Annotated in this window: 12 protein-coding genes; 6 read left to right on the top strand and 6 right to left on the bottom strand. The window is 45.2% G+C overall.

Annotation, left to right across the window (positions count from 1 at the left end; all coding sequences use genetic code 11):
* Positions 1-40 precede the first annotated feature (40 nt).
* The 4 genes from MD535_RS16585 to MD535_RS16570 form a co-directional block, all read right to left on the bottom strand.
* Positions 41-1,330, bottom strand: coding sequence for an outer membrane protein transport protein (locus tag MD535_RS16585; RefSeq protein WP_265676146.1), 1,290 nt, complete (start codon positions 1,328-1,330; stop codon positions 41-43).
* A gap of 340 nt (positions 1,331-1,670) precedes the next feature.
* Positions 1,671-2,948, bottom strand: a complete 1,278-nt coding sequence (locus MD535_RS16580) for an outer membrane protein transport protein (RefSeq protein ID WP_265676145.1) — start codon at positions 2,946-2,948, stop codon at positions 1,671-1,673.
* Positions 2,949-3,281: 333 nt separating this feature from the next.
* Positions 3,282-4,001, bottom strand: coding sequence for a DUF3379 domain-containing protein (locus MD535_RS16575; protein WP_265676144.1), 720 nt, complete (start codon positions 3,999-4,001; stop codon positions 3,282-3,284).
* Positions 3,994-4,500 (bottom strand): sigma-70 family RNA polymerase sigma factor, encoded by a 507-nt coding sequence (locus MD535_RS16570; RefSeq protein ID WP_265676143.1) that lies wholly within the window; start codon positions 4,498-4,500, stop codon positions 3,994-3,996. The genes MD535_RS16575 and MD535_RS16570 overlap by 8 nt, the downstream gene beginning before the upstream one ends.
* Before the next feature lie 592 nt (positions 4,501-5,092).
* On the opposite strand from MD535_RS16570, the gene fadI reads away from it, so the two are divergent.
* Together fadI and fadJ are read left to right on the top strand one after the other, a co-directional pair.
* Positions 5,093-6,415 (top strand): acetyl-CoA C-acyltransferase FadI, encoded by a 1,323-nt coding sequence (gene fadI / locus MD535_RS16565; protein ID WP_265676142.1) that lies wholly within the window; start codon positions 5,093-5,095, stop codon positions 6,413-6,415.
* Complete coding sequence (gene fadJ / locus MD535_RS16560; protein ID WP_265676141.1) at positions 6,415-8,529, top strand: fatty acid oxidation complex subunit alpha FadJ; 2,115 nt, start codon at positions 6,415-6,417, stop codon at positions 8,527-8,529. The genes fadI and fadJ overlap by 1 nt, the downstream gene beginning before the upstream one ends.
* A 107-nt stretch (positions 8,530-8,636) precedes the next feature.
* Here fadJ and MD535_RS16555 read toward each other — a convergent pair whose 3' ends face one another.
* Positions 8,637-11,438: an insulinase family protein gene (locus MD535_RS16555; protein WP_265676140.1), complete on the bottom strand. Its 2,802-nt coding sequence runs from the start codon at positions 11,436-11,438 to the stop codon at positions 8,637-8,639.
* 379 nt (positions 11,439-11,817) lie between these two features.
* Here MD535_RS16555 and sixA point away from each other — a divergent pair, with 379 nt between their 5' ends.
* Positions 11,818-12,282, top strand: coding sequence for a phosphohistidine phosphatase SixA (sixA, locus tag MD535_RS16550; protein WP_265676139.1), 465 nt, complete (start codon positions 11,818-11,820; stop codon positions 12,280-12,282).
* A gap of 9 nt (positions 12,283-12,291) precedes the next feature.
* Here sixA and smrB read toward each other — a convergent pair whose 3' ends face one another.
* Positions 12,292-12,822: an endonuclease SmrB gene (gene smrB, locus MD535_RS16545; protein ID WP_265676138.1), complete on the bottom strand. Its 531-nt coding sequence runs from the start codon at positions 12,820-12,822 to the stop codon at positions 12,292-12,294.
* A 63-nt stretch (positions 12,823-12,885) separates the two neighbouring features.
* On the opposite strand from smrB, the gene prmB reads away from it, so the two are divergent.
* From prmB to fusA, 3 genes are all read left to right on the top strand, one after another.
* A complete protein-coding gene (gene prmB, locus MD535_RS16540) occupies positions 12,886-13,818 on the top strand; it encodes a 50S ribosomal protein L3 N(5)-glutamine methyltransferase (RefSeq protein ID WP_265676137.1) in 933 nt (310 codons plus the stop codon).
* A 179-nt stretch (positions 13,819-13,997) separates the two neighbouring features.
* Positions 13,998-15,083: a chorismate synthase gene (aroC, locus tag MD535_RS16535; RefSeq protein ID WP_265676136.1), complete on the top strand. Its 1,086-nt coding sequence runs from the start codon at positions 13,998-14,000 to the stop codon at positions 15,081-15,083.
* A 285-nt stretch (positions 15,084-15,368) separates the two neighbouring features.
* Positions 15,369-17,384, top strand: a complete 2,016-nt coding sequence (gene fusA, locus MD535_RS16530) for an elongation factor G (protein WP_265676135.1) — start codon at positions 15,369-15,371, stop codon at positions 17,382-17,384.
* The last annotated feature ends 83 nt before the right edge of the window (positions 17,385-17,467 follow it).

Below are 17,467 nucleotides of genomic sequence, written 5' to 3'. Positions count from 1 at the left end.
ACGCCACTCGTAGAGTGGCGTTTTATGATTGAGATGGAGACTAGAAGCGGTAGTTTGCTTGGATACCTGCGATCCAAACATCTCCGGAGATTTCGCCTGTGAAGTTCCCAAACTGAGCTGCTTGATCATCTGAATGGTCACGAGGCTCTGTTATTGAAGCTGTTCGAGCCATGATATAGGTAAGACCTCCATCAAGTGTGAATTGTTTGCTGAAAGCGTAGCTCGCACCGGCACTTAGCCATGTACGGTCGGTTTCTGGGATGGTGGTGGTACGGTATTTATCACCAACAGCCGACATATCGTAAGCGATGCCACCACGAAGTGTTAGTTTTTGATTTAACGCATACGTTGTACCAACGGCGAAACGATAACTATCTTTCCAGTTCTCTTGTTTTATATGGCTATTAGTTCCGTCATTAAATTTAACTTTAAGTTCTTCAAAGCTACTCCATTGAGTCCAGTTTATACTCGAATGTAATGCCCATTGTGAAGTGATTTGGTGATAAGTTGAAACTTCTGCAGTCGCTGGTAATGCAACACTTAACTTTCCGTCTTTCTTACCAGCAAACCCAAACCCAATACCTTCACCATGTCCTTCAAAATCCATCATTACTTCAGATTTGTATGCAAAACCAAGACGGTTGTGATCGTTTATTTGCCATGCTGCACCAAGTACATAGCCCCATGACGAATCAGTGCCTTCTACATACTTTAGGTAATCCCCTTTCGAAACAGGGATATTGACGTTAGGAGCGACTGGAATAGTGGTATCGAAAGGTACAGTTGCGCCAATCTTACCTTCACCAGTCACGAACCGGACCCCACCACCGAAGCTAAATTGATCATTGAGCTTGTAAGCTAAGCTTGCTACGGCTTCGACGGTCATTATTTTAGCTTCGTTACCATATTGGGAAGCTTTAAAATCACGCCCTAGATCGGTTTCCATACCATAATTCGATCCTAGGGCAAGACCTAAGGTGTATTTATCGTTTAGCTGGTGCGATATATATAAGTTAGGAACTGGAGCGCTGTTAGCAATATCATTGGATTCAGTATAGCCAGCGATTGAAGATGTTCCTTTTACATCAATATTCGGCTCAACATACAACACGCCACCTGAAATCTGAGTGCCTTCTAGGTACGTCAACATGGCTGGGTTACGCCATTGTGCACTGGCGTTGTCGGCCATAGCCGCTTCGCCAGCGTATGCGCGGCCTAAGCCTGTGCCCGAGTATTCTGCAAGCTGGAAGCCAGCAGCGGAAACTTGAGTTGAAGAAAGTAAACCTAGAACCACTGCCATGGAAAGGGGAGTACGTGCTGATATTGTCATTATTGTTCGCTCAATGTTTTCTATTTTGAGCGGCGATTGTATTTTTAGAGTAAATGCTTTAAAACACATTTATCGTAAAAATACGCTTTTTGAAGTTATATGTCGTAAATATTACATAGTCATGGTGAATATTCTGGTTGTTAAGGGCTTGTTTCAAAATCTCAGCGTACACTTGTAAGATAATGTGAACCTAAGGTAGGACCAGTTGTGATGAGAATTAGGGCTGGAAGGGTTGTTAATACAGGCGAGGACGCAGTATATAGATGTAAAAAAGGGTCGGAATGACCGACCCTCTCTGTTACTAGCTTGTTAACGTTGAATGGTTAACTTAGGTAGCTAATTAGAAGCTGTAGCTGTATTGGATACCGGCTAACCAGGCATTCGCATGAGTTGTTGCTGTCAAGTCAGGCGCTAGAGGGTTTGATTCAGTAACTGAGACGTCTTTACCCATTAAATAAGTTACACCCAGGTCGACAGTGTGATGTTTCTTGAAGTGATAACCAGCACCAAACGAGAACCACTGACGATCCGAATCAGGAACTGAAATTGACGTTAACTTGTCTTGAGCCGCCGTATCGTACATGTAGCCTGCGCGCAGAGTCCACTCGTTACTAAGGTAGTAAGTGCCACCAAGAGCTGCGTGATATCCATCTTTCCACTCATAATCTTTGATGGTTTGACCAGTATTCGTCGCTACCTTGTCAAATACACTCCAACCAATCCATTGCAAGCTATAGTGGACTGCAAACTTACTTTGAGCGATTTTGTGATAGCCACTAAACTCAAGCATACTAGGGAGATTTAAGTCAATGCTATCATAAGAATTTTGACTAACTGCTGGCGTGCCGCCAATTGAAATATTTGGACCAAACTTAACGTCACCTTTTGCTTCGACGGTTGGACTATAGTGGTATGCAAGGCCAAAGCGGTTGTTTTCATCTAGCTCGAACACAGTACCTAAGTTAAAGCCTACCCCAACACCAGAAGCATCGATATCAACGACAGCTTGCTGACCAATTGGGTCAGACGGTACGAGACCAACACCCGGAACAGGAATATCAGTTCCAGGTGTATTTGGCGATGTTTCTCGCTTTAATTTTCCTGAGCCTTGAACAATATCAAGACCGCCACCAATGCTCCATTGTTCATTGATTCGATATGCTGCATTTAGGGTGTAATTAATACTAGTGATTTCAGTGGTACCACCATAGACTTTGGCAAAATTATTGTTACCAAATGAATCATCAAAGTTGTTAGTTGTACCAAAGTTAGAGTAAATACCAGCACCAACAGCCCATTTATCATTTAGGCGATGGATGTAATAAATATTAGGGACTATTGAAGTTGCGCTGTTGTTTGCATTTTGCTCTTGTATACCAGCAGATCCTGCACCACCTATATCCTTAATATCAATACTAGAAGCAATAACATTCACACCACCAGAAAATTGATGCGAATCAAATAGAGTCATTGCTGCCGCATTACGAGCCATAACTGATGCGTTATCCGCGATAACCGCATCACCAGCAAAAGCACGGCCTAGACCGGTTGCAGATTGAGCGTTTAGTTGGAAGCCAGCAGCTGCCACTTGGTGTGAAGCAAGCGTGAGCGATGACACGGCCACTGCTAAGAGCGTTTTTTATACAGACGCGAAGTTGTCATTTATATACATCCTTTATGTAATCGCCTCTATGGGCGTTATTGAATTGAGTTAATACTCAATTTTGGGGCTGATCCTAATCGCTAGTATAGGTAATAGAAATCAGACCAGTAAGGAAAAATGGCTAAAAAGTATATAAATGATGTGTATCTGACATGAAATGCATCGAAAATGCTTATATTTAGAGTTTGTACTCTAGAAAATTACATGATTTCGTGGGAATTCACTCGCAAAACAAGCCTTACTGTTAAATAAGGCTTGTTATGTGAGGGTAGAGGTTTATTTTCTGAATTATGCTGCAGGGTTCAGTATATTTTTCAGGTTTTCACCGATTTTAGTGAAGTCTTCCCCTTTTTCGCCGACTAAAATGAAGCTCGCGTCACCCATTGGCTCGACCAGCCCCGACATGCCATCTTTTTGGAAGAGCTTTGCCTGCTCTGTGGGGATCTTGGTAACGAAAAGCGTCACTTTGCCTTTCTCGCCCTGAAACACCATGTGCATCGCATTGGCATCACCAAAGCCACAGTGGTTTAGGTAGTAGACGTGATAAGGGAATTGTTGGCCAATTTGGTAGGCAAAAGGCAGTAATTTTGCATTGATCTGCGCTTCTGATACTTTTTCATCCAAAGGGTCGATAAAGCCCATTTCATCATGCACATGCTGAACAGCGGTTTCAGAGAGTGACGCATGCGCTGTGGACACCGCGACGCTTCCCCAATTAACTTGACCCACCAATAACCCAAACGCAAAGGCAATGGATGCCGCTAGAGATAGTGCTCGCTTACCAAAGTTCACCTTCACAACGTTGCTGCTGGACTGATTGAACAATATCTTGTCTGCTAGGTCATCGGGGACATCGACTTTCATCGCCTGTTCAATACGCGCATCCATCGAAAAAATATCGTCCATAAACTTGGCGTTGGCGTCATTGTCCTGCATCGCTTTTAACAACTCAGGATCTCTTGCCTTCGGTTCGGACATAATGCGACGACGGAATTCTAATTCATCCATTTTGTTGCCCCCTTGGTGATGCGCTAGACTCCATCATATCTTTGAGCTGATTGCGGGCTCTAAACAGTCGGGTCATGACGGTATTTTTGTTTAAGTCGAGTATATCGCCAATCTCTTCGCCACTAAAGCCACCAACGACCTGCAGAAAGAGAGGCTCTCGGTACTCAACATCGAGTTTCATAATCTGTGCCTGAAGCCATTCTTGCTGGTGATGCGGATCGTCGCTGACCTTTGCTTCATTACCGAAATCATCAATATCAACTAAATCAAATTGCTTACGCTCAAAGCGCCTGGCGTTTTCTCGTCTCAATATGGTGATAAGCCACGATTTAGCGGCTTTTTCGTCCTGAAGACTATCTAATGACTTCCAAGCTCGAAGACAGGTTTCTTGAACCAAATCTTCAGCAATGCTTTTGTCTTTGCAAAGCCAATAAGCATAGCGGAATAGATCACGATGATAGGCACGTACAAGTGCTTCGTATTTTCTTTGTTTGTCCATATTCAAGTTGACCGGACTATTCGAAAATTTATTTCGAATTTTTTTTATCACTGACACAGGAGCCCCCGTTTTTGCTCTGTGATTGGAATTTTTTGTTACATAAAGCCAGTAAATCCACTCAAAATTGATCTACTGCAAACTTTCGAATGGTGAAGCCGTTATATTAGCTCTTGTCATCTCGTTGGTTTTTCGAAACCGACATGTTGAGCAAGATGACACTTCCTTTTGAAGGCTGACTTTACTTTCTCCTAATCAGGAAACTGATTATTTTCAATTGGCGTAAGTTAATTGCTTTATACATTCCGACCACACAACTATTGTGTGGTTTTTTTTTGCTTGTTTTTTACCACGCGATGTTTACTTACTGTTATCCACTTCTTTAACCGTTTTCAACCGTTACTTTTGTCATCCTATGTCTTGTTGCTCGAACACGTCGTTATTTTTACTCAAGTGTTTGAATTTTCATATTCAATTTTGGTCGACCATATCACGTAATACAATAAAGACTTGAAGTTTTATTAAACGAATGTTTTAAATTCTTAACATCTTCGTTACAATGGTGTGGTCAGACCTCTTATTGAAAGGATAAACTATGAGCAATCAGGATGTGAGGAAGCTCGACCTTACGACTCGCAATGGCGAAAGAATCGCGATTGTTGCAGGGCTTCGTACTCCCTTCGCAAAACAAAGCACAGAATTTGGTCAGGTTCCAGCTGTCGATCTCGGCAAGATGGTGGTCGCTGAAATGATGGCGAGAACGGATATCGACCCCAAATTGGTGCAGCAAGTGGTGTTTGGTCAAGTGGTGCAGATGCCAGAAGCACCGAATATCGCTCGTGAGATCGTATTAGGTACCGGGATGGATATCCACACCGACGCTTATAGTGTCACTCGCGCTTGTGCGACCAGCTTCCAAGCAGCGGCCAATGTATGTGAAAGCATTATGTCTGGCACCATCGATGTGGGGATTGCTGGAGGTGCAGACTCATCTTCCGTTTTGCCTATTGGAGTGTCGAAAACCCTGGCGGCAAACTTACTTGCACTTAGTAAAACCAAGACGGTGGGGCAAAAGCTCAGTATTCTCAAAAAGTTGTCTTTCAAGGATCTAATGCCAGTTCCGCCAGCGGTCGCCGAGTATTCAACCGGGATCTCGATGGGGCAAACCGCTGAACAAATGGCGAAATCTCATGGTATCTCTCGCCTAGAGCAAGATGAATTAGCGCATCGCTCGCATTCTTTAGCGTCTCAAGCATGGAAAGAAGGCAAGGTGCGTGACGAAGTCATGACGGCGTTTCCTGAGCCGTATAGAAAATATTTAGATGAAGACAATAACATTCGCCATGATTCGACGCTTGAGGGCTACGCCAAACTGCGTCCGGCTTTTGACCGACAATACGGCACGGTGACGGCGGCAAACAGCACTCCGTTAACGGATGGTGCAGCGGCGATCATGATGATGCGCGAAGGGCGTGCCAAAGAGCTCGGCCTCGAAATTAAAGGTTACATTCGCTCTTACGCGTTTTCTGCGATAGGAGTGCAACAAGACATGTTGATGGGGCCGTCTTATGCCACACCGATGGCGCTAGATAGAGCCGGAATCAAGTTGTCTGACTTAACACTAATAGACATGCATGAGGCGTTTGCTGCGCAAGCGCTATCAAATGTGAAGATGTTTGCCAGTGAGAAGTTTGCCAAGGAAAAGTTAGGCCGTGGTCAAGCGATTGGTGACATTGACATGGATAAGTTTAATGTATTAGGCGGTTCGATCGCCTATGGTCACCCGTTTGCAGCAACGGGGGCAAGAATGATTACTCAGACCTTAAATGAGCTACAGCGAAGAGGCGGCGGATTGGCGTTGAATACGGCATGTGCAGCGGGTGGTCTTGGTGCAGCGATGATTTTGGAGGTGGAATAATGAGTGATCAAAAAGCATTTCAACTAACGATAGACGAACAAAATGTAGCCTGGCTGAGCATTGATGTTCCTAACGAAAAAATGAACACACTGCAAGCGGCATTTGCTGATGAGATGGCCGATGTGTTTGTGCAGTTAGAAGAGAAAAAATCCACGCTAAAAGGACTCATTCTGCATTCATTAAAGCCGGATAATTTTGTCGCCGGCGCGGATGTTCGTATGCTGGCCGCCTGCACTTCAGCGGAAGAAGCTCAGAGCTTGGCTGCGAAAGGGCAAGAGATGTTTGGGCAATTAGCGGCAATGCCATTTCCTGTGGTTGCGGCGATTCACGGGCCTTGTTTAGGCGGAGGATTGGAGCTGGCATTAGCGTGTGACTATCGCGTGTGTACGGATGCGCCAATCACTAAGCTTGGTTTACCAGAAGTGCAGTTAGGCTTATTGCCCGGCTCGGGTGGTACGCAACGCTTACCAAGGTTAATTGGATTACTTCCTTCGCTCGACCTTATTTTGACCGGAAAGCAGTTACGAGCCAAAAAAGCCAAGAAACTGGGCGTCGTCGACGCCATGGTGCCAGAAACCATTTTATTGGACGTGGCAAAACAGTTATTAGAGAAAGGCAAAAAGCGTAAAGCGAAAAAGCTGTCGAACAAAGAAGTGGTAATGGCGGGTACCGGACTTGGTCGCAAGGTCATCTTTGATCAAGCCACAAAGAAAACGCACGCCAAAACACGCGGCAATTACCCTGCCGCCGACGCCATTTTAGACGTGATTAAATTTGGCTTAGAAAAAGGCATGGAGAAAGGGCTAGAGTACGAAGCGAAACGCTTTGGTGAACTTGTCATGACCTCAGAATCGAATGCGTTACGGTCTATTTTCTTTGCTACGACAGAAATGAAAAAAGAACGTGGTCGTGATGCAATACCAAAATCGGTAACGCGAGCGGTGGTACTTGGTGGTGGTTTGATGGGCGCGGGCATTACCCATGTTTCGGTTAGTAAGGCAAAAGCGTCCGTACGAATTAAGGATGTGGCCAATGAAGGGATACTCAATGCCCTGAATTACAACTACAAGTTGTTGGAGAAAAAACGTAAGCGCCGCATTATTTCTAAGGCTGAATTACAGTCGCAAATGCTACAAATGGCAGGCGGAACGGACTTCACTGGTTTTGATAAAGCCGACATTGTGGTGGAAGCGGTATTTGAAGATTTAGCGCTGAAACAGCAGATGGTCAAAGATGTTGAAACGCATGCACGACCAGACACCATTTTCGCTACGAATACGTCTTCGTTACCTATCAGACAAATCGCAGAACAAGCGGCTAGACCAGAAAATGTGGTGGGCTTACATTATTTTAGTCCAGCTGACAAAATGCCACTAGTGGAAGTGATCCCTCATGAGACGACCTCTGATGAGGCGGTAGCCACCGCAGTGAGCTTCGCTAAGAAGCAAGGTAAAACACCGATTGTGGTGAAAGACCAAGCGGGCTTCTATGTGAACCGTATCTTGGCACCTTATATGAATGAGTCTGCCAATGTCTTGCTTGCGAACGAACCAATTGAAGTTTTAGATAACGCCCTACTTAACTTTGGTTTCCCGGTCGGGCCGATTACGTTACTGGATGAGGTGGGTGTCGATATCGGCGCTAAGATTATGCCGATCTTGGTGGCAGAACTGGGTCAAAGATTCCAAGGTCCAGATGTGTTTGACCAACTCTTAAACGATGGTCGTAAAGGCAGAAAATCAGGTAAAGGCTTTTATACTTACAAGGGCAAGAAAAAGTCAGTGGATACGTCGGTTTACAGTGTCTTAGGATTAAAACCAGAGGCGAAATTGTCAGAGAATGAAATTGCCATGCGCTGTGTGCTACCGATGCTGAATGAAGCGGTGCGGTGCTTGGATGAAGGCATTATTGAAAGCCCGAGAGACGGTGACATTGGTGCGATTTTCGGTATCGGTTTCCCACCTTTCCTTGGTGGTCCGTTCCGCTATATGGATGCACTGGGTATCACTAAGGTGGTTGAGATGATGAATGACCATGCTCAGAAGCATGGCGATCGATTTGCGCCTTGTGATGGCTTGTTAACTCGTGCGGGTTTGAACGAAACTTTCTATTAAGAGCATCTGTTGCTGCCACTAAACAAAGCCATCAATAATGATGGCTTTGTTATTGTTAACGTGTAGCTTGTTATTTTAGAGCTTGGGTTATTTTAGTGCTTGGACAGTTATCCTAAATCGGTATCTTTTGGTCTGAGTTGGAATTCGTCAATAGAACCAATTTCTAAGCCGACATTGAGGCGTGGTGCGTCCATGTGGGCTTTACCTAAGCTGTGCATGATTAAGCGATTGGCGGTTCTCGGTTTGAGTTCATTGACAACAAAGCGAATCATGTCGGCTCGTGTCAGCGTCTTTAACTCCTCCAATACCTTTTCTCGTTGATTAAATTCGGTATCTTTATTGCCTATGGCGACCCAAAGACGTTGAGCCCGCCCGCGAAGCGTCGTGTCTGGCGTGGAAATTTGATTCCAAAGCCCTTTCTTACTGCTGTGCCATTGGTAGTCATCGAGTTCGAATAACACCATGTAAAAGGCATTTAGAAATTCATCAATAGAGCGAATAAGCTCGCTCGGCGCGGCTTTGGGTGATTGCACATACAACACAATACCTGGATGACGATTGAGCGGCATGTTACCAGTGCCCACCATATAGCCAAGTTGCTGCTTGGTTCTGATCTCGTGGAAAAACGTCGCAGACATCAAGTGATTCGCCAGCGTGTACAAGGCGATGCTGCGAGGGGAAACATCATCACATTGGTGATAAACCACAATCGCAGAGTCTTCTTGATCACAGAACATTTCACGTTGGAAGCTGCCATTTTTGCCAAGCATGACCAATGGACGCAGACTTTCTTCGTATTTTTGGTTAGCAAGACGAAGCGCATCTTTGAGTGTCGTGGCGATATCAATGGCACCTTGTCGCTGCCAATCGCCGTAAACAAACATATCGATGTGAAGCTCTGACAAAATAGATTGCACGAAGGCGGGAAGTTCATCGACATCAATGGTTTCTAGTGCTTCTATTAACACTGGGTAGGGTGGATTATTCGGTTGCAGTATGCCACTCATTTGATTGAACAGTTGCGAGATAGGGCGATCTTTGGATGCGTTGTTCCAGCTGCGCAATAACTGAGCTTTGATGCTTTCATAGCGGGCTTGGTTAAATTCACGGCTGGCAAAGCGCTGCAAAATCATATTCAACAGCTGTGGCTGTTTCTTACTGAAGCCAGAAATGGATAATGTGACGCCCCCTTGGTGTGCGTACATATCGTAATTCAAACCTGCGACTTCCGCTTCATAGGTTTCTTCAGACAGCGAATCTAAGAACATTTCCACACATAAGCGAGTCTTAACAATGTTTCTAGGCGTGCTGACAGAATGCGGACTATCTATGGCAATAAATACTACGCCCTTTGGTACGTTGAACTCATGATCTTGTAGGTGCCATAACCTAAAGCCATCGAGATCTTCTAGTAACACCGGAAATTCGTGATTAGATTCCGCTGGGTAACTGGTTAGATCATAAATAATAAAAGGGTTTTTCTTTGGTAAAGAAAACGGCAGGTTGGGTAAGTCTTCGGCAGGCGTTGCGCGTTCAGCGCCAGCAAACATGACTTGCTGCTTATCGGTAAAAGGTGCCACTGAGTAGGGCGTAAAGTACCACTTTGCCGACTTATCAAAGGTCTGCTCTTTCGCAACGACGGTGACTTTGAGGTTACTAGCCGTCAGGTAGTCGCCACACTCACGAAGAAGGGACTCATCATAATCCGCCATTTTGTAGTCACCATACATGATGTCATCGACCTGATAGTTTTGCATGTTCATGACGAGGTGACTGACAAGATCTAATGGCCTAGCGGGTTCTTGAAACTGGAACGCAGACTCCATCACGGCGCGCTTTTCAAGGTGACGCCACTCCTGCATGCCTTGCGTCTTAATTAGCGCAATAAACTGGAAGACGGACGCTATGATGTCATCGGAATGCTCAAGGCCTTGCGGCGTTAAGGTCATGCTGACAGAAAACTCTCGAAAGTTACTCCCTGAAGCGCCCCCTCCCGCAGATAGGGACGTGATCCAGCCTTTGTTTTTTAGATACAACATTAAGCTGCCCTCCCCTTCATGGCCAAGCAAGTTGGCAAAGTAGGAGAGGGGTTTGTTGTGATAATATTGGTTGGTTGCTGGCATTGGGAATGCCAATATGAGTCGACGGATTTCTTTTATCGGTTCAACACGAATGATCTTTTGCGTTTCTTCCGCCGTCATAAACGGGATATCTACTCGCTTATCTTGACGGTGTTGGTTTTTTATCGTGTTGAATTTACTTTCGACCCATTGCTGTAATTCATCCAGCGGGTGGGGACCAATAAGGGCTAATGTCATGAGATCGGCGGAGTATTGCTGCTGGTGGAAATGCAGAATTTCATCGCGTATTGACTGTCCGTTGCGGTCGCTCAGGGTATCGAGATTACCCACGGAAAACTTCGCAAATGGATGCGCAGGATTAATGGTTTCTTTTTGGACTTGATACAGGCGTCGCCCATCATCATGTAATTTCAGTTTATATTCGGAATCAACGGCTTGGCGTTCTTTATCTAGTGCTTCTTCATTGAACAGCGGAGCAGAAAAAAATTGACTAAAACGGTCAAGCCCACGCTCGAAGGCATTGGGATAGATATCGAAGAAAAAACAGGAGTGCTCAGTGCCTGTCCACGCATTGTTCGTGCCCCCATGCTGGTTAACAAAGGATTGAAACTCACCAACTTTTGGGTATTTTTCTGTTCCTAGAAATAACATATGCTCCAAATAATGGGCGAGACCCTCGCGATCATTAGGATCATCGAAGTGACCCACATTCACGGCAAGCGCTACCGCCGACTTTTGAGCCTGCTTATCTTCAATAAGCAGAACTTGCATCGCATTACCCAAGGTGAGGGTGCGATAGGATCGGTTATCGTTTGGACTTAGGTGCACTTATCTTCTCCAGATATACGCGTTTCACTTGGACGACCTTACCAAGTGCTGGCAACGAAAGCGTTGTCTCATTGATCATAATAGCCTGAATTACGTGATTTTTATCTTTTAGTGACTAAGTTATGACCCGGCTCATTTTTGTTACTCACTATATTAATTATCGAGCTGGTAATATAATGAGTAAGTAAAATAATTATGACGTCTAATTTGAGACAAGCAAAAATAAAGTTACAAATATTTTTATTTTACTTATTAAATTGTTAAGAAAGTCGACGCCTTTAGCAAGCCAATTGATATAATTAATTTTTTTATTTTAGAGTAACCGTCTTGTAGAGTCCTGAATACCCACAGGGGCTTACTGATTTGAACAGGTATACGTATGAAAGTTTTTATAATGCGTCACGGAGAAGCAGTTCATTATGCTGCTACCGATGAAGAGAGAGCCTTAACGCCTCATGGCGAACTGTGTTCTCTTTCTGTTGCACGAGCATGTAAGCAGCAAGGTTTTTCATCTTTTGATCATGTGTTGGTGAGCCCTTATCTAAGGGCTCAGCAGACTTGGAATAGGATCAGTGAGGTGTTTACTGCTAAAAAGGTGACAGTGTGTGACGACATCACACCTTATGGTCAAGCTGAGGATGTGGCGGAATACATTGGTGCGTTGAGCAATGTTGAATCCCTGGAGTCAATCTTGCTGGTGTCACATTTGCCTTTAGTGGGATACTTAACCGCGGAGTTAGTGGGTGACATGAACGCGCCTATGTTTCCAACATCAGGATTGGTGTGCGTCGAGTATGATGTAGAAAGAAGACAGGGCGAGTTGCTGTGGCACCTTCACCCTTAAGAACAGTGCCTACTTTTCAGGGATAGAAAGCAGCACGAGCAACGCACCATCGCCACCAAATTCAAGTGGCGCTTGGTGAAATGCCATGACATCAGGGTGTTGTGCGAGCCAAAGTGGCGCTTTTTTCTTGAGTATATGTTTGCCAATGCCGTGCATGACACAGGCACAATGTATGCTTTCTTTGACGCAATGTGCGATCATAGCACCGAGTTCACGCTTAGCTTCTTGCTGCGTCATACCGTGCATATCTAAAAACACATCAGGCACGTACACACCGCGGCGTAATCGCTTCACTTCATAGGTCGATACATCATCCCGAGCGTAACGTGTTGGTCCCTCTTCACTTAGGTGGGGAACAAACTCGTCTGAGAAATAAAATTCAGCGTCAGAAGCTTCTCTGATGGTTCTTTTCGCTTCTTTCTGTTTCTTATTTCGGTTTGGTTGCTGGACTATGGTATCCTGTTGCAACTTTTTTACGCCCTGTACTTCACCCCTAAAAAGGGCGAAATCGTCATCCGCGTCGGTGTCTTTTTGGCTCATTTTTTAGAAACACTCATTGAACTTCGTTATTGGGAAGTATTGTAGCGCTTTTTGGAGGCAATTTTGGATAAGATTTTTGTGGAAGAAGCCGTTTCTGAGCTTCACTCACTTCAAGACTTGATACGCTGGACCGTTAGCCGTTTTAATGCCGCGGGTCTTTTTTACGGACACGGCACAGACAATGCTTGGGATGAAGCCGTTCAGCTTATCTTACCAACGCTTTATTTGCCGATTGATGTCCCGCCGCATGTGTTGAACTCTAGGCTCACTAGTAGCGAGCGCTTGCGCGTGGTTGAAAGAGTAATTCGACGCATCAACGATAGAACGCCAACGGCTTACCTGACTAACAAAGCTTGGTTCTGTGGGCTCGAGTTCTTTGTGGATGAGCGCGTACTCGTGCCACGCTCACCGATTGGTGAGTTAATTGAATCTCAGTTCCAGCCTTGGTTAACAGAAGAGCCAGCGCGTATTATGGATATGTGTACGGGCAGTGGCTGCATTGCTATTGCTTGTGCGCATGCGTTCCCAAATGCCGAAGTGGATGCGATTGATATTTCATCTGACGCACTTGAAGTGGCTGAGCAGAACGTTCAAGACCACGGTCTTGAGCAACAAGTCTTCCCTATTCGTTCGGATTTGTTCCGTGATTTGCCTAAAGATAAGTACAACCTTATCGTGACCAATCCACCTTACGTGGACGAAGAAGACATGAACTCCTTACCAGAAGAGTTTACGCATGAGCCTGAGTTAGGGCTTGCGGCAGGCAGCGATGGTCTAAAACTTGTGCGACGCATCTTGTGTAATGCACCAGATTATCTGACAGATGACGGTATTTTGGTGTGTGAAGTGGGCAACTCAATGGTCCACATGATGGAGCAGTATCCTGAAATTCCGTTTACGTGGATTGAGTTTGCCAACGGTGGTCATGGCGTGTTCATGATAACTCGTGAGCAATTAGTTGCTTGTGCTGATGAGTTTGCTATTTACAAAGACTAAACGAGTCTGAATGGTAACCAAGCCTTATTAGAAAACGCCGCGATGAATATTGCGGCGTTTTTTTGTTTGGGGGTTTACAACGTCTGGCTTTGTCGTCACTATGAAATCACGAAGAACAGACAGGCAGAAGAACAAGCTATTGTATTGAGGCGGGCTTGTTCTAGAAAACAGAGGAAGTAATGGCAGGAAATAGTATCGGACAACACTTTCGAGTGACAACATTCGGAGAGAGCCATGGTATCGCGCTAGGTTGTATCGTTGATGGATGCCCTCCAGGGTTGGAAATTTCAGAAGCTGACCTTCAGGTTGATTTAGATCGCCGTCGTCCAGGCACATCACGTTATACCACTCAACGACGTGAAGCGGATGAAGTTAAGATTCTGTCTGGTGTGTTTGAAGGCCAAACTACAGGGACGTCAATTGGGTTACTGATTGAAAATACCGACCAACGCTCTAAAGATTACTCAGAAATTAAAGATAAATTTCGTCCAGGTCATGCCGATTATACTTACCATCAGAAATACGGCGTACGTGATTATCGTGGTGGCGGTCGTTCTTCTGCACGTGAAACGGCGATGCGTGTTGCCGCAGGTGCGATTGCCAAGCAATATCTAAAGAAAGAATTTGGTGTTGAAGTGCGTGCGTATTTGTCACAAATGGGCGACATCAGCATTGATAAAGTGGACTGGAACGAAATTGAGAACAATGCGTTCTTTTGTCCAGACGCCGATAAGGTGGATGATTTTGACCAACTGATCCGTGCGCTGTTAAAGCAAGGTGACTCAATTGGTGCGAAGCTGCAAGTCGTAGCAACCAACATTCCTGTTGGTTTAGGTGAGCCTATTTTCGACCGATTAGATGCCGATATTGCTCACGCTCTCATGAGTATTAATGCGGTGAAAGGCGTTGAGATTGGCGATGGTTTTGATGTTGTCGGCCAAAAAGGCAGTGAACACCGTGACCCACTCACGCCGCAAGGCTTTAGCAGTAATCATGCTGGTGGTATTTTAGGTGGTATTTCAACGGGTCAAGATATTGTTGCTAGTATTGCCTTGAAACCGACGTCGAGCATTACTGTGCCGGGCGACACGATTACTCGTAGTGGCGAAGCGACGCAGTTGATTACCAAAGGCCGCCATGATCCGTGTGTGGGAATCCGAGCGGTGCCTATCGCCGAAGCAATGTTGGCTATTGTGTTAATGGATCACCTATTGCGCCATCGTGGACAAAACCACGGAGTGACGACGGAAACACCGATTATTTAACGTTATCTCAATTTAAATTCGTTTAATTGTGTACAGAACGCCCTTGGAGATGATCTAAGGGCGTTTTTTTGTGCCTAATCACGAAACGGTGAATAAAATGGCTCAATGTCTGTCGACATGAAATTAGTCACATAAAAAGTAAGGCTATAGGTTCACACTGTTTACTCCGGTGACAAGGAGGTACTTTTTGAATAGAGGAATCCAAAAAATGACTTGGAAGACGAGCAGGCGGGAAACCGCCGACTCGGAGCTTGACCACGCTTTCAATCATTTAAGGAGTCACTAATGTCAAAATACGAAGTCAGAAATATCGCCGTTGTTGGACAAACAGGAACGGGTAAAACCAGCTTAATTGAACGCTTACTTTTTGAGTCACACTCTAGCAATCACCTTGGTCATGTTGAGGACGGTGATACCATCACCGATTTTGACGATCAGTCAATTCACTATCAGCATAGTGTTGAAGCCACTCCTATCTCATTAAACTGGGATGGTCACCACATCAACCTTATCGATACTCCGGGGCAAGTCGAGCTCTTGGGACGCACACTGAGTGTTTTTCCAGCAGTAGAAGCGACCGCATTGGTGCTCGATGCCAGTACTTCTATTAATCAGGTATCAGAACAGTTGTTTGCTTTTGCCAAGGCGCAAAAGAAATGCCAAATGATAGTGATTAATAAAATTGACGCACATCCAGAGCGTTTGTTGCCATTTCTCGAAGAAATAGAGCAACGCTTTGGTGCTCAATGCTTGCCGATAAACCTTCCTTCACAAAAGCCTGCCGAGGTCGTTGACTGCTACTTTGCCGCCAATATTGAGCAGAAAACCTTGTTTAGCAGTGTGGATGAATCCCATGAGCTTTTAGTGGATCAGGTAGTTGAAGTCGATGAGTCATTGATGGAGCTGTACCTTGAGCAAGGCTCAGAATTAAGCGCTGAACAATTACATGATGCGTTTGAAGAGGCGCTGCGAACCGGGCACGTGATTCCGGTGTGTTTTGTGTCATCCGACACGGGGGCTGGCTGTGAATTATTGTTAAAAACTTTAGCAGAAATTATGCCTATGCCTGATGAAGGCAATCCTCCGTTACTTGAAAAACACGGTAAGCAGGTCGCCATTAACTGTGACCAACGCGATCATACCGTTGCGCATGTTTATAAAATTAGTGTTGACCCTTACCTCGGTAAAATTGCTTACGTCCGGGTATTCCAAGGTGAAATAACCACGGGTAGTCAATTGTATGTTGGGGAAAGCAGCAAAGCGTTTAAAGTCGGGCACCTGTATAATTTACAAGGCAAAAAGCGCCATGAAATTGCTTCTTGTAAAGCCGGGGACCTTTGTGTGTTGGTGAAGGTGGATGAGCTGGCTTTTGATTCACTCATCCATGACTCTCATGACGAAGATGGCATCACATTTAAAACGCTACAGTTTCCAGAATCCATGTATAGCTTAGCGTTGACTCCGAAAAAGCGTGGTGATGAACAAAAACTGTCGGACGTACTGACCAAAATTTTGGCAGAAGACCCATCTTTGAAGCTCGAGCACCGAGCGGCAACCAACGAAACAGTACTCAGTGGTCAAGGTGAGTTTCATTTGACAATCGCCCTTGAAAAAATGGCGACGGTTTATAAGCTAAAAGTCGATACGCATCAACCAAGTGTCGAGTATTTTGAAACCATTACCCGTGAGGCGCAGGCGCAATATCGACATAAAAAACAAAGTGGTGGCGCAGGGCAGTTTGGTGAAGTGCACTTATCGGTGAGACCACTCGAGAGAGGCACAGGGTTCTCATTTGTGAATAAAGTGGTGGGTGGATCAATACCGACTTCGTTAATTCCGGCTGTTGAAAAAGGCGTTCGCCAAGCTTTAGAGGAAGGCGCGATTTCTGGTAATCCGATCAAAGATATTGAAGTGACCGTACTTGAAGGTAAGCACCATTCGGTGGATTCAAAAGAAATAGCCTTTGTTATTGCCGGAAAAAAAGCATTCTTGGAAGCGGTGCGAGCGGCAGGGCCGATTGTCTTAGAGCCGATTGTTGACTTAGCACTTGAAATACCGATGTCTACAGTAGGGGATGTGACTGGGGATCTTTCTGGGAATCGAGGGCTCATCGTAGGCAGTGAACAAGGAGGATTTACCACGACAAGGTTACAAGCAAAGTCTCCTATTAATGAACTTCAGGATTACTCGCGTCGTTTGAAAGCGCTGACGGGGGGGGAAGGGCGATTTAGCATGACATTGAGCCACTATGAACCGGCGCCGAGTGCGGTTCAAAATGAGGTGTGCTCTCAGGCTGACTAGCTATTGGTATAGAAATGATAAACGTAACACGTTGATCATCATTAATACGTAAAGCTTACAACGAAAAAGCCCTAGTCACGAAT

It is taken from the genome of Vibrio qingdaonensis (genome assembly GCF_026191675.1).
GTDB classification, from domain to species: Bacteria; Pseudomonadota; Gammaproteobacteria; order Enterobacterales; family Vibrionaceae; genus Vibrio; species Vibrio qingdaonensis.
Note: the sequence above shows the minus strand (reverse complement) of the source record. Positions and strands in the feature narration are given on the sequence as shown.

Bases quoted from the DNA above. Each gene is read 5' to 3' on its own strand.
- MD535_RS16585 (WP_265676146.1), bottom strand. From the start codon at position 1,330: ATGACAATATCAGCACGTACTCCCCTTTCCATGGCAGTGGTTCTAGGT.
- MD535_RS16575 (WP_265676144.1), bottom strand. From the start codon at position 4,001: ATGGATGAATTAGAATTCCGTCGTCGCATTATGTCCGAACCGAAGGCA.
- MD535_RS16570 (WP_265676143.1), bottom strand. From the start codon at position 4,500: ATGGACAAACAAAGAAAATACGAAGCACTTGTACGTGCCTATCATCGT.
- fadI (WP_265676142.1), top strand. From the start codon at position 5,093: ATGAGCAATCAGGATGTGAGGAAGCTCGACCTTACGACTCGCAATGGC.
- fadJ (WP_265676141.1), top strand. From the start codon at position 6,415: ATGAGTGATCAAAAAGCATTTCAACTAACGATAGACGAACAAAATGTA.
- sixA (WP_265676139.1), top strand. From the start codon at position 11,818: ATGAAAGTTTTTATAATGCGTCACGGAGAAGCAGTTCATTATGCTGCT.
- smrB (WP_265676138.1), bottom strand. From the start codon at position 12,822: ATGAGCCAAAAAGACACCGACGCGGATGACGATTTCGCCCTTTTTAGG.
- aroC (WP_265676136.1), top strand. From the start codon at position 13,998: ATGGCAGGAAATAGTATCGGACAACACTTTCGAGTGACAACATTCGGA.
- fusA (WP_265676135.1), top strand. From the start codon at position 15,369: ATGTCAAAATACGAAGTCAGAAATATCGCCGTTGTTGGACAAACAGGA.